Annotated in this window: 25 protein-coding genes; 18 read left to right on the top strand and 7 right to left on the bottom strand. The window is 56.7% G+C overall.

The features are described 5' to 3' along the window. The first annotated feature begins 47 nt into the window (after nt 1–47). Both hrcA and GOV85_RS12665 read left to right on the top strand, forming a co-directional pair. Nucleotides 48–1112, top strand: coding sequence for a heat-inducible transcriptional repressor HrcA (gene hrcA / locus GOV85_RS12670; protein WP_171178674.1), 1065 nt, complete (start codon nt 48–50; stop codon nt 1110–1112). A gap of 10 nt (nt 1113–1122) precedes the next feature. Next, nucleotides 1123–1686 carry a nucleotide exchange factor GrpE gene (locus GOV85_RS12665; protein WP_171178672.1) on the top strand — a complete coding sequence of 188 codons (564 nt, stop codon included), beginning with the start codon at nt 1123–1125 and terminating at the stop codon, nt 1684–1686. Nucleotides 1687–1745: 59 nt separating this feature from the next. Here the strand turns inward: GOV85_RS12665 and mutS are convergent, their stop codons facing one another. Then, nucleotides 1746–4361 (bottom strand): DNA mismatch repair protein MutS, encoded by a 2616-nt coding sequence (mutS, locus tag GOV85_RS12660; protein ID WP_171178868.1) that lies wholly within the window; start codon nt 4359–4361, stop codon nt 1746–1748. A gap of 163 nt (nt 4362–4524) precedes the next feature. Between mutS and GOV85_RS12655 the strand changes: the two genes are divergently transcribed. Together GOV85_RS12655 and GOV85_RS12650 are read left to right on the top strand one after the other, a co-directional pair. Then, nucleotides 4525–6780, top strand: a complete 2256-nt coding sequence (locus tag GOV85_RS12655) for an NADP-dependent malic enzyme (protein WP_171178670.1) — start codon at nt 4525–4527, stop codon at nt 6778–6780. 3 nt (nt 6781–6783) lie between these two features. After that, nucleotides 6784–7656 (top strand): ribokinase, encoded by an 873-nt coding sequence (locus tag GOV85_RS12650; protein WP_171178668.1) that lies wholly within the window; start codon nt 6784–6786, stop codon nt 7654–7656. Here the strand turns inward: GOV85_RS12650 and msrA are convergent. Beyond that, complete coding sequence (gene msrA / locus GOV85_RS12645) at nt 7653–8324, bottom strand: peptide-methionine (S)-S-oxide reductase MsrA (protein WP_171178666.1); 672 nt, start codon at nt 8322–8324, stop codon at nt 7653–7655. The two genes, GOV85_RS12650 and msrA, sit on opposite strands and share 4 nt — an antisense overlap. A gap of 181 nt (nt 8325–8505) precedes the next feature. Here msrA and GOV85_RS12640 point away from each other — a divergent pair, with 181 nt between their 5' ends. From GOV85_RS12640 to GOV85_RS12605, 8 genes are all read left to right on the top strand, one after another. After that, entirely contained in the window at nt 8506–9522 is a 1017-nt protein-coding gene (locus GOV85_RS12640; RefSeq protein ID WP_171178664.1) for a GlxA family transcriptional regulator, read from the top strand. Between the two features lie 140 nt (nt 9523–9662). Next, complete coding sequence (locus GOV85_RS12635; protein WP_171178662.1) at nt 9663–10802, top strand: SRPBCC family protein; 1140 nt, start codon at nt 9663–9665, stop codon at nt 10800–10802. Beyond that, entirely contained in the window at nt 10799–12334 is a 1536-nt protein-coding gene (betC, locus tag GOV85_RS12630) for a choline-sulfatase (protein WP_171178652.1), read from the top strand. Before GOV85_RS12635 ends, betC begins: the two co-directional genes overlap by 4 nt. Further along, nucleotides 12331–13125, top strand: a complete 795-nt coding sequence (locus GOV85_RS12625) for an SDR family NAD(P)-dependent oxidoreductase (RefSeq protein WP_171178650.1) — start codon at nt 12331–12333, stop codon at nt 13123–13125. Before betC ends, GOV85_RS12625 begins: the two co-directional genes overlap by 4 nt. Beyond that, the gene (locus GOV85_RS12620; RefSeq protein ID WP_171178648.1) at nt 13122–14051 is read left to right on the top strand and encodes a 3-keto-5-aminohexanoate cleavage protein; all 930 of its coding nucleotides are present in this window, start codon (nt 13122–13124) and stop codon (nt 14049–14051) included. The genes GOV85_RS12625 and GOV85_RS12620 overlap by 4 nt, the downstream gene beginning before the upstream one ends. A gap of 12 nt (nt 14052–14063) precedes the next feature. Further along, nucleotides 14064–15482 carry a gamma-aminobutyraldehyde dehydrogenase gene (locus GOV85_RS12615; protein ID WP_171178646.1) on the top strand — a complete coding sequence of 473 codons (1419 nt, stop codon included), beginning with the start codon at nt 14064–14066 and terminating at the stop codon, nt 15480–15482. Beyond that, nucleotides 15482–16222 carry an SDR family NAD(P)-dependent oxidoreductase gene (locus tag GOV85_RS12610; protein WP_171178644.1) on the top strand — a complete coding sequence of 247 codons (741 nt, stop codon included), beginning with the start codon at nt 15482–15484 and terminating at the stop codon, nt 16220–16222. Before GOV85_RS12615 ends, GOV85_RS12610 begins: the two co-directional genes overlap by 1 nt. Further along, nucleotides 16222–17148, top strand: coding sequence for a 3-hydroxyacyl-CoA dehydrogenase NAD-binding domain-containing protein (locus tag GOV85_RS12605; RefSeq protein WP_171178641.1), 927 nt, complete (start codon nt 16222–16224; stop codon nt 17146–17148). Before GOV85_RS12610 ends, GOV85_RS12605 begins: the two co-directional genes overlap by 1 nt. Nucleotides 17149–17150: 2 nt before the next feature. On the opposite strand, the gene GOV85_RS12600 is transcribed toward GOV85_RS12605, so the two are convergent. The 3 genes from GOV85_RS12600 to GOV85_RS12590 all read right to left on the bottom strand — a co-directional run bounded on the left by GOV85_RS12600 (nt 17151) and on the right by GOV85_RS12590 (nt 19175). Beyond that, nucleotides 17151–17432, bottom strand: a complete 282-nt coding sequence (locus tag GOV85_RS12600; RefSeq protein WP_171178639.1) for an SCP2 sterol-binding domain-containing protein — start codon at nt 17430–17432, stop codon at nt 17151–17153. Nucleotides 17433–17511: 79 nt separating this feature from the next. Beyond that, nucleotides 17512–17916, bottom strand: a complete 405-nt coding sequence (locus tag GOV85_RS12595; RefSeq protein WP_171178866.1) for a DUF1810 domain-containing protein — start codon at nt 17914–17916, stop codon at nt 17512–17514. 32 nt (nt 17917–17948) lie between these two features. Continuing rightward, nucleotides 17949–19175 (bottom strand): argininosuccinate synthase, encoded by a 1227-nt coding sequence (locus tag GOV85_RS12590; protein ID WP_171178636.1) that lies wholly within the window; start codon nt 19173–19175, stop codon nt 17949–17951. 249 nt (nt 19176–19424) lie between these two features. On the opposite strand from GOV85_RS12590, the gene GOV85_RS12585 reads away from it, so the two are divergent. Then, complete coding sequence (locus GOV85_RS12585) at nt 19425–20084, top strand: hypothetical protein (RefSeq protein ID WP_348540057.1); 660 nt, start codon at nt 19425–19427, stop codon at nt 20082–20084. 57 nt (nt 20085–20141) lie between these two features. Next, the gene (ilvA, locus tag GOV85_RS12580; protein WP_171178632.1) at nt 20142–21368 is read left to right on the top strand and encodes a threonine ammonia-lyase IlvA; all 1227 of its coding nucleotides are present in this window, start codon (nt 20142–20144) and stop codon (nt 21366–21368) included. Here ilvA and GOV85_RS12575 read toward each other — a convergent pair. Continuing rightward, nucleotides 21365–21694, bottom strand: coding sequence for an Hpt domain-containing protein (locus GOV85_RS12575; protein WP_171178630.1), 330 nt, complete (start codon nt 21692–21694; stop codon nt 21365–21367). The two genes, ilvA and GOV85_RS12575, sit on opposite strands and share 4 nt — an antisense overlap. Nucleotides 21695–21857: 163 nt before the next feature. Between GOV85_RS12575 and GOV85_RS12570 the strand changes: the two genes are divergently transcribed. Beyond that, on the top strand, nt 21858–23132 hold the full coding sequence (locus tag GOV85_RS12570) for a PP2C family protein-serine/threonine phosphatase (RefSeq protein ID WP_171178628.1): 1275 nt from the start codon (nt 21858–21860) through the stop codon (nt 23130–23132). Here the strand turns inward: GOV85_RS12570 and GOV85_RS12565 are convergent. Beyond that, nucleotides 23129–23575: an NUDIX hydrolase gene (locus GOV85_RS12565; RefSeq protein WP_171178626.1), complete on the bottom strand. Its 447-nt coding sequence runs from the start codon at nt 23573–23575 to the stop codon at nt 23129–23131. The genes GOV85_RS12570 and GOV85_RS12565 overlap by 4 nt on opposite strands. Nucleotides 23576–23651: 76 nt before the next feature. Here GOV85_RS12565 and GOV85_RS12560 point away from each other — a divergent pair, with 76 nt between their 5' ends. The 3 genes from GOV85_RS12560 to GOV85_RS12550 are packed head-to-tail and all read left to right on the top strand — an operon-like array spanning nt 23652 to nt 26378. Then, nucleotides 23652–24638, top strand: a complete 987-nt coding sequence (locus GOV85_RS12560; protein WP_171178624.1) for an Hsp33 family molecular chaperone HslO — start codon at nt 23652–23654, stop codon at nt 24636–24638. Then, nucleotides 24610–25227, top strand: a complete 618-nt coding sequence (locus GOV85_RS12555; RefSeq protein ID WP_254442985.1) for a CoA pyrophosphatase — start codon at nt 24610–24612, stop codon at nt 25225–25227. The genes GOV85_RS12560 and GOV85_RS12555 overlap by 29 nt, the downstream gene beginning before the upstream one ends. Then, nucleotides 25224–26378: a CCA tRNA nucleotidyltransferase gene (locus GOV85_RS12550; RefSeq protein ID WP_171178622.1), complete on the top strand. Its 1155-nt coding sequence runs from the start codon at nt 25224–25226 to the stop codon at nt 26376–26378. Before GOV85_RS12555 ends, GOV85_RS12550 begins: the two co-directional genes overlap by 4 nt. Nucleotides 26379–26547 lie beyond the last annotated feature (169 nt).

Genomic DNA, 26547 nt, shown 5'->3' with positions numbered 1-26547 from the left:
CCTTTCATTTGCCTGCGATTTAATGACGAACGAGCAGGGGAAGACGCATGAGCGAAGCAAGCAAAATTCTGGATGAGATGAACGACCGGTCTCGCGAAGTGTTCCGTTTGATTGTCGAGAGCTATCTGGAAAGCGGTGAGCCTGTCGGCAGTCGCACTTTAACGCGCACCTTGTCCGAAAAGGTGAGCGCAGCGACCGTTCGCAATGTGATGCAAGATCTGGAGTTTCTGGGTCTTCTGGACAGCCCCCACATCAGCGCTGGTCGAATTCCAACGCAGCAAGGTCTGCGGATGTTTGTGGACGGATTGCTTGAAGTCGGAGACTTGGGCGCGGATGATCGCGAGAAATTAGAACAAACTTTAGGCTCTAACACAGGCGATTTTGGCGGAATGCTCGATCGTGTGGGCTCGGCTTTGTCACACGTGACACAAGGCGCCTCGCTGGTTTTAACGCCCAAGCATGAATCGGAAATCAAACATATTGAATTCGTATCACTGGGTCATGATCGGGCTTTGGTAGTGCTGGTTTTCTCGGATGGTCATGTGGAAAACCGCCTGTTCACCCCGCCGCCCGGACAAACCCCAAGCTCGATGCGTGAGGCTGCGAACTTCCTTAATGCGCTCATCGAGGGGCGGACACTCAGCGAAGTGCGTCGGCAGATGCAGACGCAGATTGATGCACGCAAGCAAGAGATCGACGTTCTGGCGCGTGAGATGGTGGAAAGTGGAATGGCCGTCTGGGACGGAGATGGCAGCGACTCGGCCCGTTTGATCGTGCGTGGACGGGCGAATCTTTTGAACGAACCGGGTCGGGCCGAAGAACTTGATCGGATTCGGACCCTGTTTGATGATCTGGAGCGTAAGCGGGACATCGCTGAATTCCTTGAATTGACCGAAGATGGCGAAGGTGTGCGCATTTTTATTGGGTCTGAGAACAAACTTTTCTCACTTTCGGGTTCCTCTTTGGTGGTGTCTCCATATATGAACGCTGATCGTAAGATAATCGGTGCGGTCGGGATCATCGGGCCAACGCGTCTGAATTATGGACGGATCGTACCGATCGTGGATTATACGGCGCAACTGGTCGGCAAGCTGATATCCGACCGGAGCTAGAGGGTAAGAGATGGCAGAGCCGAAGAACGAAGATTTTCTGGACGATATCATGTCTGCGGAAGCGGAAGAGCTGGCCGAGGAGTTTGCAGAGATCAGCGACGAAGCGCTGGAATTGGATGAGTTGCGCGCTGAGCGGGACGATTATAAAGACAAGTTCATGCGCGCGCTGGCAGATGCCGAGAATGCACGCAAGCGTGGCGACAAGGCGCGTCGCGATGCGGAACAATATGGCGGTTCCAAGCTGGCACGGGACATGCTGCCGGTTTACGACAACATGAAGCGCGCGCTTGAGGCAGCGACGGATGAGCAGAAAGAAGTTGCTGCTGGCCTGCTGGAAGGCGTTGAATTGACCATGCGCGCGCTGAAGGATGTGTTCCAGAAGCACGGGATTGAGGTGATCACACCTGAGGTTGGCGACCGCTTTGATCCTAATGTGCATGAGGCGATGTTTGAGGCACCGGTGCCCGGCACAAAAGCCGGCGACATCATTCAGGTGTCTGCCGAAGGTTTCATGTTGCACGACCGCTTGCTGCGTCCGGCGCAGGTTGGGGTGTCGTCAACACCTTCGAACTAGTTGGCCTCGAAGAGGCCAAGCCTCTGGCGGCCGTATTTATCAACAAGAAGAAGGGGCGGTCAGGAATTGGCCGCCTCTTTCAGTTTGTAAATCAGGTCGAGCGCTTCGCGTGGGGTGAGTTCGTCGGGCAGGACGTCGCTCAACATATCTGTGACAGGAGATGCTTTGGTTGAGGGCGGCGGTGGCGGTGATGCTGCAGAAAACAAAGGCAGATCGTCGATCAGAGCCTTTTGTTTACCGCCTTCCCGTTCGGTTTTTTCCAATTGATTCAGTACCACGCGAGCGCGTTCGACGACTGATGCAGGCAATCCGGCAAGCTGGGCAACTTGCACACCATAGGAGCGGTCGGCGGCGCCCTTGTGGACCTCGTGCAGGAAGATCACTTCGCCTTCCCATTCTTTGACCGCAACGGTTGCGTTATCCACGCCTTCCAGTTTACCGGCCAAAGCGGTGAGTTCGTGGTAATGAGTTGCGAACAGAGCGCGGCATTTGTTGGATGCATGTAGATGTTCAAGCGTAGCCCACGCGATCGAGAGGCCGTCATAAGTGGCGGTGCCGCGGCCAATTTCATCGAGAATGACCAGTGCGCGATCATCGGCCTGATTGAGAATTGCAGCGGTTTCGACCATTTCCACCATAAAGGTCGAGCGACCCCGGGCCAGGTCATCGGATGCACCGACCCGGCTGAACAATTGACTGACAACGCCGATATGGGCCTGTTCAGCAGGCACGTAGCTGCCCATTTGGGCAAGCAGGGCTATCAGGGCGTTTTGGCGCAGGAAGGTTGATTTACCAGCCATGTTGGGGCCGGTCAGTAACCATATGGCCGCGCCGTCATCCGCGCTTAGATCGCAGTCGTTGGCGACAAAGGCATCGCCGCTTTGCTGCCGTAAGGCGTGCTCAACGACCGGATGTCGACCGCCGTGCACGTTGAACGCACGTGATGTGTCCACATGTGGGCGACACCAGTTTTCCCCGCGTGCCAGATCGGCGAGGGCAGTGGTTAAATCCAGCTCTGCCAGCCCGCGGGCAGCTTGATTAAGCTGTGCTGCAAGGGTCAAAACCTCATCAGAAAGTCTTTGATAGAGCCGCTTTTCAATCTCAAGCGCCAGATTCCTTGCGTTCAGGATACGGGTTTCGATCTCTGACAGTTCGACGGTGGTGAAACGCACCTGATTGGCGGTGGTCTGACGGTGGATATAGGTTTCGCTGAACGGCGGGTTCAGCATTTTCTCGGCATGGGTCGCTGTGGTTTCGATGAAGTACCCCAGCACATTATTGTGCTTTATCTTAAGCGAGGCGATACCCGTGTGTTCCGCGTATTTCTGTTGAAAGCCGGCGATAACCGAGCGGCCTTCGTCGCGCAGGGTACGGGCTTCGTCCAGTTCAACTTCGAAACCGGGGGCGATGAAGCCGCCGTCACGTGCCAGCAGAGGTGGTTCCGCAACAAGCGCTTCGTCCAGAAGGGTCAAGAGATCGTCAAACCCAGTCAGGTTTTGGACGGCGGTTGACAACAGTACTGGCAACTCTTGGACACTGCGCAAACTGGCAATCGTGGCCGCTTGCGCCAACCCGTTACGGATGGCAGCCAGATCGCGCGGACCACCTCGGTCCAACGACAAGCGTGACAAGGCGCGGTCCAGATCCGGTGTTTTGCGTAGCGCTTCACGCAGGTCTGACGCAATCAGGCTGTCCTCAGTTGCGAAGCTTACCGCATCCAGGCGCGCATGGATCACGTCCAGATTTCGGGACGGGTTGGACAGGCGCTGTTCCAGCAACCGCGCGCCGCCGGGTGTTACGGTGCGATCGACCACGGACAACAAAGACCCGGCGCGCCCACCAGAGAGCGACCGTGTCAGTTCCAGATTGCGGCGTGTTGCGGCGTCAATTTGGACGACGCGGTCTTCTGATTCTTTGAGAGGGGTTTGCAGCAGGGGTAATTTGCCCTTTTGCGTGATCTCAAGGTAATCGATCAGTGCGCCCATCGCCGAAACTTCGGCGCGACCGAAAGTCCCGAACGCATCCAGCGCACCGACGTGAAACAAGCCGCATATGCGCTTTTCCGCTGCTGTGCTGTCAAAACTGGCACGTCCCACAGGCGTCAGAGAAATCCCCAGATCCCGAACCGGCTCACTAAGCTTGTCTTGAACACCGTCGGCCACGATCAACTCGGACGGGGCCAGCCGTGCCAGTTCCGGGCTGAGCCGAATCGAGGTCAGAGGCATCACGTGAAACGCGCCGGTCGAGATATCGGCCCAGGCCAAGGCGGCCTCATCCCGAACCTCGGCATAGGCAGCCAGAAAGTTGTGGCGGCGGGCTTCCAGCAGGGCGTCTTCGGTCAGTGTGCCGGGCGTCACTAGACGCACGACGTCCCGCTTTACGACTGATTTAGAGCCTCTTTTCTTCGCTTCCGCAGGGCTTTCCATCTGTTCGCAGACAGCGACACGAAAGCCTTTGCGGATCAGTGTAAGCAAATACCCTTCGGCTGCGTGCACTGGCACGCCGCACATTGGAATATCATTTCCATTGTGCTTGCCGCGTTTGGTTAGGGCGATGTCCAGCGCTTCGGCGGCATTGACGGCATCTTCAAAGAACATCTCGTAGAAATCGCCCATGCGATAAAACAGCAGGGCATCGGCGTGGGCCTCTTTGATCTCGAGATATTGCGCCATCATCGGCGTGACTGTGGACAAAAGCGGCCCCCTTTTGGCGTATTCCGGGCGCGACCTTACAAATCCCCCATCTGCTGCGAAAGGTGAAAACGTATTCTCGTTGAGGCGCGCGGTTGCCTGCGCTATGAGGCGAAGGTCCCGCAGTTGTAAAGAAACGACCAATTCCATGCCCAAAGCGAAGATCACCAAAGAAGAAGCACTGGCCTTTCACCTGGACCCGACCCCCGGCAAGTGGGAGGTGCAAGCCACCGTGCCCATGACCACGCAGCGTGATCTGTCGCTGGCTTATAGCCCCGGTGTTGCTGTTCCATGTGAAGCCATCGCCGAAGCGCCCGAAACCGCGTATGACTATACCAACAAAGGTAATCTGGTCGCCGTGATCTCGAACGGTACCGCCGTATTGGGCCTGGGCAATCTTGGCGCGCTGGGCTCGAAGCCGGTAATGGAAGGGAAATCCGTCCTGTTCAAGCGGTTCGCTGATGTGAACTCGATCGATATCGAACTGGACACCGAAGACCCGGATGAGTTCTGCCGTGCGGTACGCCTGATGGGCCCCACCTTTGGCGGGATCAACCTGGAAGACATCAAAGCACCTGAATGCTTCATCATCGAGCAGCGCCTGAAGGAAGAGATGGATATCCCAGTCTTCCACGATGACCAACATGGCACGGCGGTGATCTGCGCGGCGGGTTTGCTGAACGCACTGCGAATCTCGGGTAAGAAGATCGAGGATGTAAAGATTGTCCTGAACGGTGCGGGTGCGGCAGGGATCGCCTGTATCGAGTTGCTCAAGGCGATGGGCGCGCGGCACGAGAACTGCATCGTGTGCGACACCAAAGGCGTGATCTATCAGGGCCGTACAGAGGGTATGAACCAATGGAAGTCCGCGCATGCCATCTCTACAGATTTGCGTACGCTGGAAGATGCGATGAAGGGCGCGGATGTGTTCCTGGGCGTGTCGGTCAAGGGTGCGGTCACGCAAGAGATGGTCGCCAGCATGGCGGACAACCCAGTGATCTTTGCGATGGCGAACCCTGACCCCGAAATCACTCCGGAAGAAGCACACGAAGTCCGCGTTGATGCCATCGTCGCCACCGGGCGCAGCGATTATCCCAATCAGGTCAATAACGTACTTGGCTTCCCCTATCTGTTCCGGGGCGCATTGGACATCCATGCGCGCGCTATCAATGACGAAATGAAAATTGCCTGCGCCCATGCGTTGGCTAATCTGGCGCGCGAGGATGTGCCGGACGAGGTCGCGATGGCCTATGGCAAATCTCTGACCTTCGGGCGCGACTATATCATCCCGACACCGTTCGACCCACGTCTGATCCACCGTATCCCGCCAGCCGTTGCCAAGGCCGGGATGGACACCGGTGCGGCGCGGCGCCCGATCATCGACATGGATGCCTATGAGCTGAGCCTGAAATCCCGCATGGATCCGACCGCAAGCATCCTGCGCGGTTTGAACGCCCGTGCGCGTCAGGCACAAAGCCGGATGATCTTTGCCGAAGGTGATGATCCAAGGGTGCTGCGCGCTGCGGTCATGTACCAACGATCCGGCTTCGGAAAGGCGCTGGTGGTCGGTCGCGCCGATGAGGTCAGGGCCAAGCTGGAAGAAGCGGGCTTGGGTGACGCTGTGCGTGAGCTGGAGGTTGTGAATGCCGCCAACACAACGCATCTCGAGAGCTATTCGAATTTCCTCTACGACCGTTTGCAGCGCAAGGGTTTCGACCGAAAGGACATTCACCGCCTCGCCGCGCGGGATCGGCACGTGTTTTCATCATTGATGCTGGCCCATGGCCATGGGGATGGGCTGGTTACGGGTGCGACGCGCAAATCGGCGCATGTGATGGATCGGATCAACCACGTGTTTGATGCCGATGCAGCGCGTGGGGCCGCTGGTGTGACCGCCCTTTTGCACAAGGGCCGGATTGTTCTGATTGGCGATACGCTGGTTCATGAATGGCCGGATGAGAATGACCTGGCAAACATTGCTGAACGATCGGCTGCGGTTGCGCGTCACATGGGCCTGGAGCCCCGGGTGGCCTTCGTCAGCTTCTCGACTTTTGGTTACCCGGTGTCCGAACGGGCCGAAAAGATGCACGTGGCTCCGACGGTGCTGGACCAGCGCGGTGTTGACTTTGAATACGAAGGCGAGATGACCGTGGATGTGGCGTTGAACGTTGATCAGCAGGCTACCTATCCCTTCCAGCGTCTGACCGGTCCGGCGAACATTCTGATTGTTCCGGCGCGGCACTCGGCCTCCATCTCGACCAAATTGATGCAAGAAATGGGTGGTGCAACTGTAATTGGTCCGATTCTGTCAGGCATCGACAAACCGATTCAAATCTGTTCGACCGTTGCGACCGCCAATGACATTCTAAACATGGCCATTCTGGCCTCGTGCGACATCGGATAAGACATGACAATCTGGAACCTCGGCTCGATCAACGCGGATATGGTCTATGACCTGCCGCATCTGCCTGCGCCGGGGGAAACTCTGGCCGCCCTTGGACTGGATCGGTTTCTGGGCGGCAAGGGGGCCAACATGTCGGTGGCTGCGGCTCGGGCCGGATCGCGCGTCAGCCATATCGGTGCTGTTGGCCAGGATGGGCGCTGGGCGAAGGATCGATTGACGGAATATGGCGTGGATACACGCTTTATCTCAGAGGTCGATTTGCCAACCGGACACGCGATCATTGCGGTGGATGCTGAGGGCGAGAATCTGATCATCCTGTATCCCGGTGCCAATCATGCGTTAGAGGTCAGTGATCTGGGACAAGCGCTATCCTCAGCAAACACGGGCGATCTGCTGATCCTTCAGAATGAAACCAACGCACAAGTGGAAGCTGCGCAGTTGGGGCACCGGCTGGGGCTAACCGTGTGTTACGCCGCAGCGCCGTTTCAGGCAGAGGCTGTGAAGGCGGTTCTTCCCTATCTGGATTTCCTGATCCTCAACGAGGTCGAAGCTGAACAATTGCGTCAGGAAACCGGCTTAAGCGCCGCTGATTTGCCAGTGCGGCACGTCATCGTCACGCTGGGCTCAAAGGGCGCGCGGTATTTACAGCAGGGCAGCGAACCGGTCGAGTTTGCGGCACATAAGGTGCAAGCGGTGGATACAACAGGGGCAGGCGATACCTTCACCGGCTATGTACTGGCAGGAATGGATCGTGGAATGCCGATGGAACAGGCTATTCTGCAAGCAAACCGCGCCGCGGCCCTGATGGTCACGCGGCACGGAACGGCTGATGTTATCCCCGATTTGAAAGAGGTGCGCGACGCGTCCTTTGACTAAGATCCAACAAACGGCGCGTCAGTACCCCAAAGCTGTTTGACGCGCGCGTCACGGCCGCAGGCTTTGCGGTAAGCTTTGTATGCGCTGTGCTGTCGCTTCGGCCCGAAGCGGGTCAAAATCAGTTTGTTCCCCTTGTAGTAATCCTGATGATACGCCTCGGCTGGGTAAAAAGTTCCTTCGCTCAGGATCGGCGTTACCACTGTCTGGCCCAGGGCCCGCTGCGCATCTGCTTTTGCTTTCTCGGCCAAAGCTTTTTCCCCTGTGTTAGAGACGAAAATCGCAGTGCGATAGCTATCACCGCGATCGCAGAACTGACCTCCGGCATCTGTGGGGTCGATCGAGCGGAAGAACATGTTCAGAAGCGTTTCCCGTGAGATTTGAACTGGATTGAACGTGATCTGAACCGCTTCATAATGGCCGGTTCCTCCTTTTGAGACCTGATCATAAGTGGGATTAGCTGACTTGCCGCCGGTATAGCCTGAAACAGCCTCGATGACGCCGGGGACAGACTCAAAATCAGATTCAACGCACCAGAAACATCCTCCGGCTACTGTCAGTGTTTCTGTTCCGGCCGCCGGCGCAGGTAAAGCACGCAACATCGCTGCCAAGGCGATCAGCGTGAACAGAAGGGCTGGTTTAAGCGTGTCGAGGTAAGCAGTCCGTGTCATGTCAGGTCTCCTTTCACGACCAAGGTGACCCGACTTGGATCAACATGCAATTGCCTGACATCTCATGTCACGCGCTGGTGAGGCGAGTTTATCAAATTCAGCCCAGCCCTAAGAAACCTTGTGTATCGCAGTCAAAAGACCTTTTCTGAGATGTGGTGATGCAAGGTTGGATTCAGGATCGATGACACAGGAGATGCAGGTTTCGACGCGCGTGCTGGTCATAGTTGCGCCCAGCTTCAATATGGCGGCAACCATGGCATTCATAGATCCGTTTCGTGCAGCCAACTATCTGGATGGAAAGCCTTATTTTAAATGGGACTTCGTATCAGAAGCAGGTGGTTTCTGTGTGTCCAGCAACGGCGCTGGCATTGAAACTCAACCGCTTGACGCGCTTTCGTTCACCGAGGCTGATATTGCCATTGTCTCTTCCAGTTGGACACCAGAACGGCACCTGACATCCAAACTGGGAACAGCTTTGCGTAAATTTGCGCGCAGCGGCGCGACTTTGGGCGCATTGGATACCGGCGCTTTTATTTTGGCGCAGGCGGGGTTATTGAACGGACGGCGCGCCACCGTTCATTACGAGCATATCGATGCCTTGCAGGAGCTTTATCCGGAAGTCGAGGTCGTTGAGAATCTTTATGTTATGGACGGCAATCGGCTTACCTGTTGCGGTGGCTCTGCAGCAACTGACTTTGGCCTGCAGATTCTTCAGGGGATACATGGCAGCGCCCTTGCCAATGCAGCGGCCAGATACGTTTTTCACGATCGTTTGCGTGGCCCCACGGAACAACAGCAACCCCAAGGAACCGAGCCTTTGGGAACGACAGTGCCCGCCAAGCTTAAAACGGCGATTCAGGTGATGGAGGCCAATCTTGAGGAGCCGATTCCCGTTCCCCAGATTTGCAAACGCGCGGGAATCTCTCATCGCCAACTGGATCGGCTGTTCGCGACCTACATCAAGAAAACGCCCGCGCTTTACTATCGTGACATTCGCTTGGATCGGGCACGTGGCCTGGTCACGCAGACTGAGCTTCCCATTGCAGAGGTCGCTCTGGCGTCGGGCTTTTCCAGCCCGGTGCATTTCAGCCGGGCTTATAAAGAAAGATTTGGCCTGCCCCCCACGCGCGACAGGGTCGAGGGCAGAGTTCCATTCGAGTTCCGCGCTTGGCCGATGCATCGCAAGCCCAAAGACTGACGCAATCGGGATCATCAAGTTGGCTAAAACGGAAAACAATAAGGCGAAAAAAGTTAAGAGACGAACCAAGACTCAGAGGATCATACGCGCCACACGTCAATCATTGGGGCAAAGCCTGTCCCTGAGCTGTGGAGCCACCCATGAGCCAGCTGCCGTCCAAAACCCAGTTCGAGCGGATTTCCGATGGTTTTAGCACCGATCCCTTCAATACCAGTTCCCTGAAAGCCGAAGCCTATGTCGATCCGTCCTGGTATCAGGTCGATCAAAACGAAGTGCTAGCCAAGACCTGGCAATGGGTGTGCCACGTTGAAAAGCTGCGCGTTCCAGGGTCATACACAACCGTCGAAATCGCCGGACGTCCGATTGCTGTCGTGCGCGACCGCGAGGGCACATTGCGTGCGTTCTATAATGTCTGCAAACACCGCGCACATCATCTGTTGTCGGGCGAGGGCGAAACCACGCGTATCATGTGCCCGTATCACGCTTGGGTCTATAAACTGGACGGCCAGTTGGTGCGCGCGCCCGAGACCGAGAACCTGGCTAATTTCAAAACATCGGATATCTGCCTGGACCAAGTACAGGTCGAAGAGTTTGCGGGGTTCATATACGTCAACTTAGACTCTAATGCACAGCCTTTGAGCGAAGTTTCCGGGAATCTGGAAACCGAAATCCGCCATTGGGCACCGGATATCGAGCAGCTGTCATTTGGTCACCGCCTGACCTATGACATCAAGTCGAACTGGAAGAACGTCGTCGACAACTTCCTTGAATGCTACCACTGCCCGACAGCGCACAAGGATTTCTGTGATTTGGTCGATATGGACACCTACAAGGTGACCACATACGGCATCTACTCCAGCCATATGGCCGAGGCGGGTAAGGGTGCTAACACTGCTTATGACGTGTCCAATGCCACAGTACGAACCCATGCAGTTTGGTGGTTGTGGCCCACGACATGTTTGATGCGCTATCCGGGGCGGTCTTCGATGATCGTGCTGAATATTATCCCGATTGGTCCTGACCGCACGCTCGAAACCTATGATTTCTTCCTTGAAACCCCGGAACCAGACGAAGCCGAACTGGAAGCCATCCGCTATCTTGATGAGGTTCTGCAACGCGAAGACATCGACATTGTCGAAAGCGTTCAGCGCGGTATGAGCACCCCGGCCTTTACGCAAGGCCGGATCGTGCATGATCCCAATGGCTCGGGCAAATCGGAACATGCGGTGCATCATTTCCATGGGCTAGTTCTGGACGCATATGCAAAGGCTGCACCGTGACACGGCCGAACATCGTTGTGATCATGGCCGATCAACTGGCGCCGCATTTTTGCGGCGCTTACGGCCATCCAACGGTCAAGACCCCAAACATCGACGCGCTTGCCGCACGCGGGATGCGATTTGACGCGGCCTATTGCAACTCACCCCTTTGCGCGCCGTCGCGATTTGCGTTCATGGCCGGGCAGCTGATCAGTCGCATCGCGGCATATGACAACGCCAGCGAGTTTCGTGCCTCGGTCCCGACCTTTGCGCATTACCTCAAGGCGCTGGGCTACTGGACCTGCCTGTCGGGCAAGATGCATTTCGTTGGGCCAGACCAGAAACACGGGTTTCAGGACCGTGTGACAACCGACATTTACCCCGCCGATTTTGCCTGGACCCCGGACTGGGAAGCCCCGGACGAGCGGATCGACAAGTGGTATCACAACATGCAAACCGTCAAGGAAAGCGGTGAGGCGGTCGCCACCTTCCAGACGGATTATGACGACGAGGTCGAATTTGCCGCGCGTCGCTGGTTGATCGACAGGGGCCGCGATCGGGCGGCTGGGGACAATGCTCCGTTCTGTATGGTGGCCAGCTTTATCCATCCGCATGACCCCTATGTCGCCAAGCCCGAGTGGTGGAACCTGTATTCCGACGCAGACGTCCCGATGCCGGAATTTACACTGACGCCCGAAGAGCAAGACCCGTTCTCACGTCGCGTGATGGATGGGATCGAGGCAAGCTATGTCCCTCTGAACGAAGAAGAAATCCGCCGCGCGCGTCGCGCTTATCTGGCCAATGTCAGTTACTTTGACAGCAAGGTCGGCGCGATGGTCAAAGCTTTGAAAGACATCGGCGCGTTAGACAATACCATCGTCATCGTCACCGCAGACCACGGCGATATGCTGGGTGAGCGTGGGTTGTGGTACAAGATGAATTTCTTTGAACACTCGGCCCGTGTGCCGCTGATCATGGCGGGTCCCGGTGTTGCCAAAGGCTGTGCTGCCAACGCCTGTTCCCTGCTCGACCTGTTGCCGACATTTGTGGACATCGCCAGCGGTTCTGACGCGATCTTCGGGGAGCCGATTGATGGCCGATCCTTGATGCCGCTTGCGCGCGGAGAAGCTGACCCTGTGGATGAAGCCATCGGCGAATATTGCGCCGAGATGACGCCTTATCCGGTATTCATGATCCGACGCGGGCCGTTGAAGTATATTCACTGCGACCCGGACCCACCTCAGCTTTACGACCTGTCCAAGGATCCGTTGGAAAAGGTGAATGTGGTCGATGACCCGGCTTACGCTGAACATTCCGCAAAGTTTGCTGAAGACGTGGCGCGACGTTGGAACAGCGAAAGCCTGCGTGCGGACGTCATTGCAACGCAAAAGTCCCGGCGCGCCTTGCACGCCGCGATGGAGGCGGGTGCCGGAGAGGCCTGGGACTACACCCCGCCACGAGACGCCACGCAGGAATATGTACGCAATCACATGGATTGGACGGTTGCAGCGACTCGCTATCGCTATCCGCCATTGAAGGAGACCAAAGAATGATGCTGGACGGCAAAACAGCGCTTGTAACCGGTGGGCGCGGCGGGATCGGGCGCGCGATCGTGGCGCGTTTTCTGCGCGAAGGCGCACTGGTTTATGCGGCTGATCTGACGCCCGAAGGATCCTTGTCAGCCCATGATGACGACGGCAGCATCTTTGTGAAACTGGACGTCACGCAAGAAGCTGATGCGATTGCCGCGATGGAACAGGTTGGTGCGGAAGCTGGCCAATTGGACATTCTGGTCAACGCCGCTGGTATTGAGATCGAGAAAACTATCGAACAGACCACGTTGGAGGAATGGAACCAGTCCTTCGCTGTGAATGTCAACGGCACGTTTTTGACCTCAAAACACGCGTTGCCACTGTTGCGCAAAGGGGCCACGTCGGGAACGTCAGCCTCGATCATCAATTTCGGGAGTTACGATGGGTTCATTGCGGACCCCGGCCTTGCCGCCTATTGCGCGACCAAAGGTGCTGTTCATGCACTGACGCGTGCAATGGCGTGTGATCATGGACCGGAAGGTATTCGTGTGAATGCCATATGCCCCGGCTATGTCGACACACCCATGTTGCAGAGCTTTTTCACCGGCGATGGCTCGGGCGGTGGCGGCAAGACCATCGACCAGTTGCAGCAGGCCGTGCGCGATGTGCACCCGATGCGCACATATGGCACGCCCGACGACATCGCGAATCTGGTGAATTGGCTGGCTTCGGACGAGGCTCGATATGCCAGCGGTCAACTTTGGGTTCTGGACGGAGGGCTGAGCGCACAAGTCCAGCAGATGAAGCTATGAGCAAACCGGTCATCATTACATGTGCTCCGACTGGCGGGATTCATACGCCGACCATGTCAGAACACTTGCCCATCACGCCAAACGAAATCACCGAGGCCAGTATTGGTGCCGTCGAGGCCGGGGCTGCGATCATCCATCTTCATGCCCGCAATCCGGAAAACGGTCGACCAGATCCGGACCCTGACCTTTTCATGCAGTTCCTGCCCCGCATCAAACAAGCAACCGGTGCTGTGATGAATGTCTCAACCGGTGGCGGGTTGGGCATGACCCGCGAAGAACGCCTGCGTGCGGCATTACGGGCCAGCCCCGAAATGGCCAGCATGAACATGGGCTCGATGAACTTCGGCATCTTCCCTATGATGCAGAAATATTCAGGCTGGAAACATGACTGGGAACCCGAGTTTCTGGACATGACCCGCGACTTCATTTTCCGCAACACGTTTGCTGATATCGAATATGCGATGAAGGAATTGGGCGAAGGTCACGGCACGAAATTCGAATTCGAATGCTACGATTTGGGACATCTCTACAACCTGGCTTGGGTGGTGGATCAGGGTTGGGTAAAGCCGCCATTTTTCATCCAGATGGTTTTTGGGATTCTGGGCGGTGTTGGTGCCGACCCCGATAACTTGATGCACATGCACACAATTGCCGAAAAGTTGTTTGGAAATAGCTATGAATGGTCGGTGCTGGCCGCAGGTCGCCACCAGATGGCCTTCACGACACAGGCCGCGATTCTTGGTGGCAATGTGCGGGTTGGGCTGGAAGACAGCCTTTACATCGGGCCCGGCGAAAAGGCGAAGTCCAACGCTGATCAGGTCCGCAAGATTCGCTCAATCATCGAAAATCTTGGCCTGACGGTCGCTACACCGGACGAGGCCCGCCAACGTTTGGGCCTGAAGGGCAACGACCAGACCGCTTTTTGACGGGGGAAAGATATGCAGACGAAGATGCTTATTAACGGAGAGATGGTTGAGGGTCAGGGCGATGCTCTGCCCGTTCTGGATCCATCCACCGGCGAGACAGTAGCCCATGTGCCCGAGGCAACGCCCGAGCAGATCGAAGCCGCAACACGTGCTGCCCATGAAGCCTTTGACACCTATCGGCTTGTCACGCCCGCCGAGCGGTCGGGATATCTGCATACGATTGCGGATGTAATGGAAGAAAATACAGATGAATTGTCCGAGTTAGAGACACTGGACGTCGGCAAGCCGTGGCCGATGGCCCGCGATGAAGAGATGCCTCTGACCATCGACACTTTCCGCTTCATGGCCGGTGCCTCACGCACGATAAGCGGGTCAGTGGCCGGAGAATACGCTGCGGGCCACACGTCGATGATCCGAAAGGATCCGATTGGCCCCGTGGCGTCCATCGCACCGTGGAACTATCCGCTTATGATGGCGGCATGGAAGATCGCTGCGCCTCTGGCGGCGGGCTGCACCATTGTAATGAAACCGTCCGAAATCACGCCGCTGGCCACTCTGCGGCTGGCAGAGTTGCTGGCAGATGTATTGCCCAAAGGTGTGTTGAACGTGGTCCATGGTCGGGGCATGTCGGTTGGTGACAGCCTGATCAATGACCCACGGATTGAGGGGATTTCCATCACCGGCTCACCTGCGACCGGAATGGCCGCGATGCGCGCTGCATCCAACCAGATCCGCCATGTGCATCTGGAACTGGGGGGCAAGGCACCGGTCATCGTGTTCAATGATGCTGATATCGACGCCGTGGCCGAGACGATCCGATACGGTTCGTTCTTCAACGCAGGTCAGGATTGTGCTCAGCCCTGTCGGGTGATGGTGCAGGATGATGTATACGACAAAGTGGTTGCTGCCGTCGCTGATCAGGTTGCTCAGATCAGGATCGGTGCGCCAAAGGCCGATGGTACAGAAATGGGGCCCATCGTATCAGCCGCCCAACGCGACCGGGTCGCCGGATTTGTCGATCGCGCCCGCAGCAGCGCTGAAATCGCCGTAGGTGGCAAGGTTGGTGAGGGGGAAGGGTTCTTCTATCAGCCGACCGTCGTCGCAAATGTGGATAATAACGCTGAGATCGCGTGCAGCGAGGTGTTCGGCCCGGTCGTGACTCTGTCGCGATTTACCGAGGCGGACGAAGCCCTTCGGATTGCAAACGCGGGGCGGTACGGGTTGGCGTCGTCTGTCTGGACCAAGGATGTCTCGACCGCGATGAAAATGGCGGCGCGGCTGCGGTACGGCATGACCTGGGTGAATACGCACGGAATGCCAGCGGCGGAAATGCCCTGGGCTGCGATGAAAGGATCAGGCACGGGTTGTGACATGTCGGTTTATGCGCTGGATGCCTACACGTCCGTGCGCCATGTGATGGTGGCACACTGATGCGGTTGGCTGGGAAAAGAGCGCTTGTGACAGGTGGGCGGCAAGGCATTGGCCGAGGAATAGTCGAAGCCTTTCGCCGTGAAGGCGCGACAGTGACGACATGTGGACGCGGGGCGCGGCCTGATGGGTTGGCTGACGACATCATCTGGTGTCCGCTGGATGTCACGGACACGGACGCTGTCGAAGCGTTGGCCGAGGCCGCAGGCGGCATCGACATTCTGGTGAATAATGCTGGTGTGCAGGTCGAAAAGACTGTTCCAGACAGTTCGGACGCGGATTGGGAAGCTGTGATTGGCACCAATTGCAAGGGCGTCTTCAATATGTGCCGGGCTTACATACCTCGGATGGATGAGGGCGCTGCGATCATTAATATAGGCTCTATTTCCGGGAATACCGCTGATCCGTCCATGGCGCTTTACAACGCGTCCAAGGCATTTGTGCATGGCTTGACCCGTTCTATTGCGGTCGATCACGGGCCAAAGATCCGCTGCAACGCGATTTGCCCCGGATGGATTGAAACAGGAATGCTGGACGCCGCGTTCGAGTTGGCCAATGACCCTGATGCCGCGCACAAGGATGCGATTGCCCGCCATGCTGCAGGTCGTTTTGGGAAACCCGAGGATATTGCGAGCATGGCGGTCTGGCTGGCTTCGGATGAGGCAAGCTTTGCCACAGGTCAGCTTTTCACCGTGGATGGTGGTATGACAGCAGCTTCACCTTTGAACCCGGGATTGTTCTGATGGAAATACAGCACACGGCCTGCTTGGGCGGAGGCGTCATTGGCGCTAGTTGGGCAGCTCTTTTTCTGGCATCCGGGCGTTCTGTTGCCCTCTTTGATCCTGACCCGAACGTCGAAAGGAAAGTATGCCAGTATGTAGAGAATGCATGGTCGACCCTTGGTGCGCTGGGCTTGACGGAGAATGGAAACCCGGACGCCATCACGTTTCATTCCAGCGCTGCTGCCGCAGTGGCTGATGCGGGATTTGTTCAGGAAAATGTGCCTGAGCGTTTGCAGATAAAACATGCAACCTTTGCCGAGATTGAGCCTGCTTTGTCCAAGGGCGCAATCGTCGCCAGCTCTGCATCGGGTCTAACACTTGGCCAAATGCAGCCTGGATGGTCTGACCCGTCGCATTTTGTTTTGGGGCATCCCTTCAACCCACCGCACCTAATCCCGCTGGTTGAGGTGATGGGGAATGAGAAAACTTCCGATGGTGTGGTTGATGCGGCACAGGCGTTTTATGAAAGCGTGGGTAAGACCACGATCCGGGTCAACAAAGAGGTGCCCGGCCATGTAGCAAACCGGTTGCAAGCTGCTTTGTGGCGTGAAGCCATTCATCTTGTGGTGTCGGGTGTTGCGTCGGTCGAAGATGTGGACAAAGCCGTCTGGGCAGGACCGGGTGTAAGGTGGGCGGCGATGGGGCCGACCATGTTATTCAACCTCGGCGCTGGCAAGGGTGGGTTGAAAGCCTTTTGCGACCATTTCACCGATACGTTCAATGGATGGTGGGATGATTTGGGTCAGGTCTATTTGACTGATGATGTCGCCCAGCAGCTTACAGAAGGTGTGATGGCTGAGGCCGCAGGGAAAACCCAAGCCGAGCTGTCCGAGCAACGGGACGCGTTGATTCTGGCAATGCAGAAATCCATTGCAGAATTGCGCTGAGTTTAGCCGAGCAGCTGACCCAGCTTCATCGCGACGCCCATATTGCCCGAAATCTTGAGCTTGCCCATAGCGACACCCGTCATCGGGTTCAGTTTCCCTGTCAGCAGCTTGGTCAGGTTGTCTTGTGAGATACGGATGGTGCAATCCGTGTCCTGATCCTGCGTCGTGGCCTGATTGTCGGCCAGAACAATCACCCCGTCTGCGCCACAGTCGAATTTCAACGAGCCATCAAAGGTTTTGCCGTTCAGGCCCTTTTGAATTCCATCAGCGATGTCTTCAAGCATCCGGGTTCCTTTCGCAGTTTCCGAATGCGTAAAGGGTCAGACGGCGCGCAGGCAAGGCTGACCCAACGGGAGCTTGGCTTTATGACGCACCAAGCATCTGCGTTGTGCGATCGCAGGCCTGACCATCGTAAAAGGCGTCGAGAACAGCCTGAAATTCGACCGGAGCATCCGCGACAGAAGAAAACAGCGTCATCGAAGATCGAAGCTTCTTTGCATCAACCCCACCCAGAATGTCAGCCGCATCTCGCCCTTTGTGCGACAGCATCAGCGACGCTGCTTCCGTCAGCCGACGGCGCAGTTCAGGGTGGTTCAGATAGCTCGTTGCCTCGTCCAGATCTTCTATGCCGTAAAGCTGCGCCATATGAGATTGGCCCAGCTCGGCCAGTTGCGGAAACACAAACCACATCCAGTGGCTGGTTTTCTGCCCCTGTTCCAATTCACGCAGGACATCGGCCCAAACCGTGTCCTGCGCCTCGATGAACATATCGAGTTCGTCGTCGTTATCGTCTTCGTCGATCACTTGGACAAACGCTTGTCGCGTGCGGCCAGAAGTTTCAGGCGTAGTGCGTTCAGCTGGATGAAACCGGCTGCGTCTGTCTGATCGTATGCACCAGCGTCTTCCTCAAAGGTCACGTGCGCCTCGGAGTACAGCGAGTGATCCGACCAGCGGCCTACGGTCGAGGCCAGACCCTTGTACAGTTTCACACGAACGGTGCCGGTGACATGCTCTTGCGATTTGTCGATGGCGGCTTGCAGCATCTCACGCTCGGGCGAATACCAGAAGCCATTATAGATCAGCTCGGCATATTGCGGCATCAGCTGGTCTTTCAGGTGCATCGCGCCGCGGTCCATGGTGATGGATTCGATCCCGCGATGCGCTTCCAGCAGGATGGTGCCGCCGGGTGTTTCATAGATGCCGCGCGACTTCATGCCCACGAAGCGGCCTTCGACCAGATCCAGACGGCCAATGCCGTGCTTTCCGCCATATTCGTTCAGCTTGGTGAGGATGGTGGCCGGGCTCATCGCTTCGCCATTGATGCTGACCGCGTCACCTTTTTCAAAGCCGATCTCGATGAACTCGGGCTCGTTTGGCGCATCCTCGGGATGGACGGTGCGCTGATAGACGTAGTCAGGCGCCATGTCGGCAGGGTCTTCCAGAACCTTGCCCTCGGACGAGGTGTGCAGCAGGTTCGCATCGACCGAGAACGGAGCCTCGCCGCGCTTGTCCTTGGCAATCGGGATCTGGTTCTGTTCCGCAAACTCCAGCAGTTTGGTGCGGCTGGTCAGGTCCCATTCACGCCAGGGCGCAATCACCTTGATCTCGGGATTCAGGGCGTAAGCTGCCAGTTCAAAGCGAACCTGATCGTTGCCCTTGCCGGTCGCGCCGTGCGCAACAGCATCGGCACCGGTGGCCTCGGCGATCTCAACCAGGCGTTTCGAGATCAGAGGGCGCGCGATCGACGTGCCCAATAGATACAGCCCTTCATAGACCGCATTGGCGCGGAACATCGGGAAGACAAAGTCGCGCACGAACTCTTCGCGGATGTCCTCGATATAGATGTTCTCGGGCTTGATCCCCAGCAGTTCAGCCTTTTGGCGGGCGGGCTCCAACTCCTCACCCTGACCCAGATCGGCGGTGAAGGTCACGACCTCACAACCATACTCGGTCTGCAGCCATTTCAGAATGATCGAGGTATCAAGGCCACCGGAATAGGCCAGAACAACTTTCTTGGGCGCGGACATCTGACTTCCCTTTATGCGTAGAACGATTGGCCCCTAACGGGTTTTGAACTCGGGGGCAAGCTGTGTGGATTGACGCAGAGCGGGAATTGGGGTGAAACATACGCAATTAAAACAATGTTTGGTTGAAGGGGCAGTTTTCGGATGTTGGGATGGCAAATTTTCGTTCATTCAGTGCGGATGGTGTTTGGTAACCTGAAACAGGTCCTGCAAATCACGGTTGGGCCTGCGGTGATAGCGACTATCGCAATTGTGGCTTTGTTTCTGGCCCTTGGTATTCCGCTTGAGGCGCTTGACGAAAATGCTGGCGAATTACCTCCGGGCACGACTGCCGGGTCAATCTTGATCTTTATGTTCGTCCTGCTGGTAGTGTTGTTGGGCACCATGTTCTGGATTGCCGTGTCATGGCACCGCTTCATCCTTTTAGAAGAGTATCCTACGGGAGTGCTTCCAACATTCCGTTTCGACAGGATTCTAGCCTACTTCGGTCGTTTTCTCATGCTGGGAATTCTAATGGCAATCGCATTTATCCCCATGAGCTTGGTTGTTGCGGTTCTGGGCGAAAGCCTTGCGTGGCTTTCCCTTATTATTTTGATTTCCTACACGGTTTTTCTGGTCATTTGCTTCTTCCGCCTTTCCATAATTCTTCCGGCGGCTGCAATTGGAAGCCCGATCTCACTAAAAGACGCTTGGAGCAACACAACTGGCGTCGGCCCTTCTATTTTGGTGTTGCTGGTTGTTGCGTTCCTGTTCCAGGTTCTGGTGCAATTGATTTTCACCGCTCTGGCGATTATTCCGGTTGTTGGAGTGTTGCTGACCGTGTTTTTCGGCACGCTCATCCTTCCGATGATCAATGTCAGCATCTTTACCACCATGTACGGTGTCTTTTTCGAAAAGCGCCAGCTGTCCTGAGCCCGTACACATATGTATTCCTTGCCCTTATCGCGGTGATACGGCAGTGAGGCGGACATGACTGATTTCATGACCCGCGCCCGCGCCGCAGAACAAGCGATGCGCTCTGTGTTTCCTGCAACGCCTTTGCAGCGGAATGCCCATCTGTCCGACCGTTATGGCGCGGACATTTGGCTCAAACGTGAAGACCTGAGCCCGGTGCGGTCGTATAAGATTCGCGGCGCGTTCAACGCGATGCGCAAGCAGCAGGGGCAGGACCTATTTGTCTGTGCCAGCGCGGGCAATCACGCACAGGGTGTGGCCTTCATGTGCAAGCATCTGGGGGTCAAGGGCGTGATCTTCATGCCGGTCACGACGCCACAGCAGAAAATCCAAAAGACTCGTATCTTTGGCGGCGAAAATATCGAGATTCACCTGACCGGAGACTATTTCGATGACACGCTGGCAGCTGCCCAAGCGTGGTGCACGCAGCAGGGCGGGCATTTCCTGTCACCGTTCGACGACGCGGATGTGATCGAAGGTCAGGCCTCATTGGCGGTTGAGATCGAAGAGCAACTGGGCGGGGTGCCAGATCATGTCGTGTTGCCGGTGGGCGGTGGCGGCATGTCCTCGGGCGTGGCGACGTGGTTCGGGGATCGCAGTCATTGCTTGTTTGTCGAGCCCGCTGGGGGCGCATGTCTGCGTGCTGCATTGGCGGCAGGGCATCCCGTTGTGCTGGATCATGTGGATACCTTCGTCGATGGCGCGGCGGTCGGACGAATTGGTGAGAAACCGTTCGATTTGCTGAAATCGCGCCACCTGTCGGATGTGCTGGTCCTGTCCGAAGACCGTATCTGCGCCACTATGATTGAAATGTTGAATGTCGAAGGCATCGTGCTTGAACCGGCTGGGGCTTTGGCGATTGAGGCGGTGGGTGACGTCCAAAGCTTTGTGCGCGGCAAGACCGTAGTCTGCGTGACGTCCGGTGGTAATTTCGATTTCGAACGTTTGCCCGAGGTCAAAGAACGCGCGCAGCGTTACTCGGGGGTGAAAAAGTACTTTATCCTGCGCCTGCCGCAGCGCCCGGGTGCGCTGAAAGAGTTCCTTGGTATTCTTGGCCCCGAAGACGACATCGCCCGCTTTGAATACATGAAAAAATCAGCGCGCAATTTCGGCTCGGTCCTGATCGGGATTGAAACCCGCAAACCTGAAAACTTCATGCGCCTGTTTGCGCATCTGGATGAGGCCGGGTTCACCTATACAGACATCACCGAGGACGAGACCCTGGCGCAGTTTGTGATCTAGCAGAGATTCTGTTGCAACTCTGCTTCGAACTTGAGTTTCGAGCTGTCAAAAAGCGCCAGCAGGGCCGGCAGATCAACTTCTACGCCTTGACCTGCCGCGGCCTGCCGTTCGCCATCCTGGCAGAGTTTCGAGAATTGATCGAACCCAAGGCTGAGAGCGCTGCCTTTCAGGAAATGCAGGTTCTGTTCCAATTCGATTCGGTTGGTATCGTGATGCAGACGCGCGATAACCTCTTGCACCTCTTCCAGAAAAATCTCGACCACCTCGTCAAATTCATCTGGGCCAACTTCGTCCCGCAATTGCCTGACTCTGTCCCAGTGGATCATTGTGAGATACCTGCCATTTAACCTTCAAGGTTCTGGTTAAACCACGGCTGGTAAAAACCAGGTTAAGGGCACCATTTGAACGTGAGTCGGGTCTTCACCGGATGTTAAGCCCGCAGACGCTAGGGTCTCTTTGACCGGTCAATTTTGTAAGAGCTGAGTGTAAATGGTACCAAGGGCGAGTCTTGAGGACACCAGATCAGATCTGGACTTCGGCGCGATCCGCAAGGTGCTGGTTGTGGATGACAGCCGTTTGCAGCGGCTCATCCTGGTGGCCTCTCTCAGGAAATGGGGGTTTGATGTGGTCGAGGCCGATACCGGCGAGGCCGCGTTGGAGCTTTGCCAGACAGACCCGCCCGATCTTGTTCTTAGCGACTGGGTTATGCCGGGGATGAGTGGTCTGGAGTTCTGCTGCGCGTTCCGCGCGCTGAATTCGGACCAATACAGCTATTTCATTCTGCTGACGTCCAAGAGCGAAAAGCAAGAAGTCGCCCGAGGTCTGGATGCCGGGGCTGATGATTTCCTCATCAAACCTTTGGAGGCGGATGAACTGCGCGCGCGTATCTCTGCCGGAGCGCGTATTTTAGATATGCAGCGCGAGCTTTCGCAGAAAAACAGGCTGATTGAATCCGCGCTGGAAGAGCTGAAGCTGGCGCATGACGCGATCGACAAGGATTTGATGCAGGCGCGTAAGATTCAGGAATCGCTGGTGCCTGAACTAATGCGCGACTTTGGCAACTCGCGGGTCAGCCTGTTGCTGAAACCGTGCGGCCATATTGGCGGCGATCTTGTTGGCATGTTCTCGCCCGGCGTGAATCGGTTGGGGTTCTACAGCATTGATGTGTCCGGCCACGGGATCACATCGGCCATGATGACGGCCCGGTTGGGCAGCTATCTGTCCAGTAAGCACTTTGATCAGAACGTCGCAATGGAACAGCGATTTAACAAATTCTACGCACTTTTACCGCCCGAGGATGTCGCCAAAACGCTCAATTCAAGGCTGATGGCGGATACGGGGATCGAAGAATATTTCACGATGGTTTATGCCATCGTCGACCTGCGCAACGGTCTAATGAAGATGGTGCAGGCCGGGCACCCGCACCCTCTTTTGTTGCGGAAGGATGGCGGTAGTGAGTTTTTGGGCGACGGCGGTTTGCCTGTCGGACTGATCGAGGACGCAGGCTTTCAACAGATCGAGACAAAATTGCAGCCCGGGGACAAGCTGTTGCTGTATTCCGACGGGTTTACCGAATGTCCCCTGGCCGATGGCGGTCTGTTGGACGAAAACGGTTTGCAGGAGATGGCACAACATTGCGTTACGGAACATGGCGGATCCGAGTTTCTGGATGACATGTTCTGGCGACTGACGCAGGTGATGTCGCCCAACGAGGGGATAGGGGATGACGTCTCGGCCGTGTTCTTCGAATATAACGGCCCTTAAAGCGACCAAAGGTGCAGCTTGGCAAAATGCCGATCGCCGTCATTGCCAAGCTTTTCAATCGCATCTGATGCATCTATCCATCGTGCTTCGTGAAACGCCTCGGCTGGCGGTCCGATGCGGCGGACAGGACGCGCGCGATAGATCATGCAGACCTTTTCCGCCCACAGATCGTATTCGGGCATATACGCGTAGCGGCGAAAGGCGCCGACGCGACGTGGGTTGGCAACCAGCCAGCCGGTTTCTTCGTAGACCTCGCGATGCAGGGCCGTGATTGGCGATTCGCCTGGATCAATGCCTCCGCCCGGCAGTTGCAGCTCTGGGTTGAAGCCGTCGTCATACCATGTCACCAACAATGATCGTCCACGAGGCAAAAGCACGTACACTCCCGGTCGCAGTGTGTATTTCTGCCCTGCCTGAGGGGTTTCACCAAACCGTCTGATCATGTATGGCCCCTTAAAACCCAATCTGTACGACCTATATGGTGCCGGTATGCCAACCTGTGGCGTGTAAGGAAACCCCATGTCTCTTGGAACAAAAATCGCGTGGGACGACACCGTCCTGCCCTTTCAACTTGATGCATCCGACATGCGTGGCCGCGTGGCCCGTCTGGATGGCGTGCTGGATGGCATCCTGAAGCAGCACGACTATCCGCCGCAAGTCGAAGCGCTGGTGGCTGAAATGGCCTTGCTGACCGCGTTGATCGGCCAGACCGTTGCGTTGCGCTGGAAGCTGTCGTTGCAGGTGCAGTCCAAAGGGGCGGTGCGCATGATCGCAACCGACTATTACGCGCCGCAGGAAGAGGGCCAAGCCGCCCAAATCCGTGCATATGCCAGCTTTGACCGCGACCGGCTGACCGACGCGGCACCTTTTGATCAGGTGGGCGAGGGGTATTTTGCCATCATGATCGACCAGGGCGAAGGCACGCAACCGTATCAGGGTATCACGCCGCTGGCGGGCGGATCGCTGAGCGCATGTGCCGAGGCGTATTTCGCGCAATCCGAACAGTTGCCGACGCGGTTCTCGTTGAGCTTTGGTAAATCGACCGAGCCTGGTGTGGGCGAGCATTGGCGCGCCGGCGGCATCATGTTGCAGCACATGCCGAAAGCCTCGCCCTTTGCAGCATCTGGTGAAGGTACTGGCGAGATCCTGACAGCAAGCGACTTGGTGGACGGCGAAGAGGGTGAGAACTGGGGTCGCGTCAATATCCTGCTGGATACTGTCGAGGATCTGGAAATGATCGGCCCTTCGGTTGCTCCGACCGATCTATTGGTTCGTCTGTTCCACGAGGAACAGCCGCGTGTTTATGACGCGCAATCGGTTCAATTTGGCTGCACCTGTTCCGAGGACCGGGTGCGCCAGAGCTTGTCGATCTATTCGGCGAAGGACATCGAAAAGATGACAACGCCGGAAGGTCTGGTCACGGCTGATTGCCAATTCTGTGGTGCGCATTACGTGCTGGATCCGGCAACTGTGGGCTTTGAAGCTGAAGACAGAAAAGGTGCATGATCCGGTTGAACAGATCCGGGCGGCTTTGCGCCGCCCCGGTCACGGGTCCAGCGATTTTGACCTGAACCCTGACACAGTTTTGCCACCCAGGCGGCGGCTGCGTCCTGCCGGTGTTCTGGTGGCCATATCTTTGGCTTATGAAACGCCTCGGGTGCTTTTGACTAAACGGTCCTCAGCCCTGAAGCATCACCCCGGTCAGATCGCATTTCCGGGCGGTAAGCAGGATGAAAGTGACGCCGACGTAACCGCGGCAGCCCTGCGCGAGGCGCAGGAAGAGATTGGGTTGCCCGTTGACCAGCCCGAGGTTCTGGGGTTTCTGCCGGCGCATGAAACCGTCACCTCTTTCAACGTCACCCCTGTGGTTGCAGTGGTACGTGACACATTCAAACCTGTGCCCGAACCCGGCGAGGTGGATGAGGTTTTCTCGACGCCTCTTGCCCATCTTCTAGATCCCGAGAATTATCTGGTTGAGTCGCGTCGCTGGCGCGGTCAGAAACGCAGATATTACACAGTTCCGTTCGGCCCCTATTATATCTGGGGTGCGACGGCTCGCATATTGCGCGGGCTTGCAGCACGGGTGAATGAATGATGCAGATAAACGAGCCTTGGGTCAGTGAACCAGCGACCCAACAGGTATGCGCCGCTCTGACTGCATCTGGTGCGCAGGCACTTTTTGTGGGTGGCTGTGTGCGCAACGCGCTTTTGGGCGCACCTGTCTCGGATATCGATATCGCTACCGACGCGCGACCACAGCAGGTGGTTGAGATGGCGCAGGCCGCGGGGCTCAAGGCTATTCCAACGGGTATTGACCACGGTACGATCACGGTCGTCAGCGCCGGTATCCCGCACGAGATCACGACCTTCCGTCGAGATGTTGAAACCGACGGGCGGCGCGCTGTTGTTGCGTTTTCCGATCATGTCGAGGAAGACGCGGCCCGGCGCGATTTCACCATGAACGCAATCTATGCGCAGCCAGATGGCACTGTGTTGGATCCGCTTGAAGGGTTGCCCGATCTTGAGGCGCGACGGGTGCGGTTCATTGGAACGGCCGAGAATCGTATACGCGAAGATTATTTGCGCTCGCTTCGATATTTCCGGTTTCACGCTTGGTATGGTGATCCACAGGCTGGGTTCGACCCAGATGCACTTTCCGCAATTGGTGCCAATCTTGACGGGTTGAAATCACTGTCGCGCGAACGGGTCGGGGCGGAACTGCTGAAACTACTGGCAGCGCCCGATCCGGCCCCTGCAATTGCAACAATGCGCAGCACGGGTGTCTTGGCGCAGCTGTTGCCGGGCGCAAACGACCGATCCCTTGCGCCTCTTGTTGCGCTCGAACAGGCGGCGGGTGCTGATCCCGATCCGGTGCGACGGCTGGCAGCCATCGCCACGCCTGAAGACGCAGCGACATTGCGATTGAGCCGTTCGCAATTGCAACGTCTGACCCGTATGCGTAACGAGGCACAAGCCACCACCAGCGTGGCCGAGCTGGGTTACCGCTACGGTGACGAAGGCGGTTTGCACGAGACTCTTCTGCGTTGCGCTTTTCTGGAACAACCCTGGTCCGAAGCCTTGAGGCATGACTTGCATAAAGGGGCGGCTGCCCGTTTTCCAATTCAAGCCAAGGATCTGATCCCCACTTTCACAGGACCAGCGCTGGGCCAGAAACTGGCCGAGCTTGAAAACCGCTGGATCGCGTCCGGCTTTGCGTTGTCGCGCGAGGAGTTGCTGGCAAGTTAGCGCTAAGTCTCAAAAGGGGATGACAAACCAACACGTTTGTGGTTACGTGCGACTGTCACATGGATGGAGGACTGCGAATGTATTACGGGATCTGGTTCGGCTAAAGCCAGAACACTTGCCCCGTAAAGGGTGGTGTTCAGGCGCCATTCTTCTTCGCACGTCTACATTT

Origin of the sequence: Ruegeria sp. HKCCA4633 (assembly GCF_013034605.1) — a bacterium.
Taxonomy (GTDB): Bacteria; Pseudomonadota; Alphaproteobacteria; order Rhodobacterales; family Rhodobacteraceae; genus Ruegeria.
Note: the sequence above shows the minus strand (reverse complement) of the source record. Positions and strands in the feature narration are given on the sequence as shown.

Bases quoted from the DNA above. Each gene is read 5' to 3' on its own strand.
- GOV85_RS12640 (WP_171178664.1), top strand. From the start codon at position 8,506: ATGACACAGGAGATGCAGGTTTCGACGCGCGTGCTGGTCATAGTTGCG.
- GOV85_RS12620 (WP_171178648.1), top strand. From the start codon at position 13,122: ATGAGCAAACCGGTCATCATTACATGTGCTCCGACTGGCGGGATTCAT.
- GOV85_RS12610 (WP_171178644.1), top strand. From the start codon at position 15,482: ATGCGGTTGGCTGGGAAAAGAGCGCTTGTGACAGGTGGGCGGCAAGGC.
- hrcA (WP_171178674.1), top strand. From the start codon at position 48: ATGAGCGAAGCAAGCAAAATTCTGGATGAGATGAACGACCGGTCTCGC.
- GOV85_RS12570 (WP_171178628.1), top strand. From the start codon at position 21,858: ATGGTACCAAGGGCGAGTCTTGAGGACACCAGATCAGATCTGGACTTC.
- ilvA (WP_171178632.1), top strand. From the start codon at position 20,142: ATGACTGATTTCATGACCCGCGCCCGCGCCGCAGAACAAGCGATGCGC.
- GOV85_RS12595 (WP_171178866.1), bottom strand. From the start codon at position 17,916: ATGTTCATCGAGGCGCAGGACACGGTTTGGGCCGATGTCCTGCGTGAA.
- GOV85_RS12665 (WP_171178672.1), top strand. From the start codon at position 1,123: ATGGCAGAGCCGAAGAACGAAGATTTTCTGGACGATATCATGTCTGCG.
- GOV85_RS12650 (WP_171178668.1), top strand. From the start codon at position 6,784: ATGACAATCTGGAACCTCGGCTCGATCAACGCGGATATGGTCTATGAC.
- GOV85_RS12550 (WP_171178622.1), top strand. From the start codon at position 25,224: ATGATGCAGATAAACGAGCCTTGGGTCAGTGAACCAGCGACCCAACAG.
- GOV85_RS12600 (WP_171178639.1), bottom strand. From the start codon at position 17,432: ATGCTTGAAGACATCGCTGATGGAATTCAAAAGGGCCTGAACGGCAAA.
- GOV85_RS12615 (WP_171178646.1), top strand. From the start codon at position 14,064: ATGCAGACGAAGATGCTTATTAACGGAGAGATGGTTGAGGGTCAGGGC.
- GOV85_RS12560 (WP_171178624.1), top strand. From the start codon at position 23,652: ATGTCTCTTGGAACAAAAATCGCGTGGGACGACACCGTCCTGCCCTTT.
- mutS (WP_171178868.1), bottom strand. From the start codon at position 4,361: ATGATGGCGCAATATCTCGAGATCAAAGAGGCCCACGCCGATGCCCTG.
- GOV85_RS12655 (WP_171178670.1), top strand. From the start codon at position 4,525: ATGCCCAAAGCGAAGATCACCAAAGAAGAAGCACTGGCCTTTCACCTG.
- GOV85_RS12605 (WP_171178641.1), top strand. From the start codon at position 16,222: ATGGAAATACAGCACACGGCCTGCTTGGGCGGAGGCGTCATTGGCGCT.
- GOV85_RS12635 (WP_171178662.1), top strand. From the start codon at position 9,663: ATGAGCCAGCTGCCGTCCAAAACCCAGTTCGAGCGGATTTCCGATGGT.
- GOV85_RS12625 (WP_171178650.1), top strand. From the start codon at position 12,331: ATGATGCTGGACGGCAAAACAGCGCTTGTAACCGGTGGGCGCGGCGGG.
- GOV85_RS12565 (WP_171178626.1), bottom strand. From the start codon at position 23,575: ATGATCAGACGGTTTGGTGAAACCCCTCAGGCAGGGCAGAAATACACA.
- GOV85_RS12590 (WP_171178636.1), bottom strand. From the start codon at position 19,175: ATGTCCGCGCCCAAGAAAGTTGTTCTGGCCTATTCCGGTGGCCTTGAT.
- msrA (WP_171178666.1), bottom strand. From the start codon at position 8,324: ATGACACGGACTGCTTACCTCGACACGCTTAAACCAGCCCTTCTGTTC.
- GOV85_RS12575 (WP_171178630.1), bottom strand. From the start codon at position 21,694: ATGATCCACTGGGACAGAGTCAGGCAATTGCGGGACGAAGTTGGCCCA.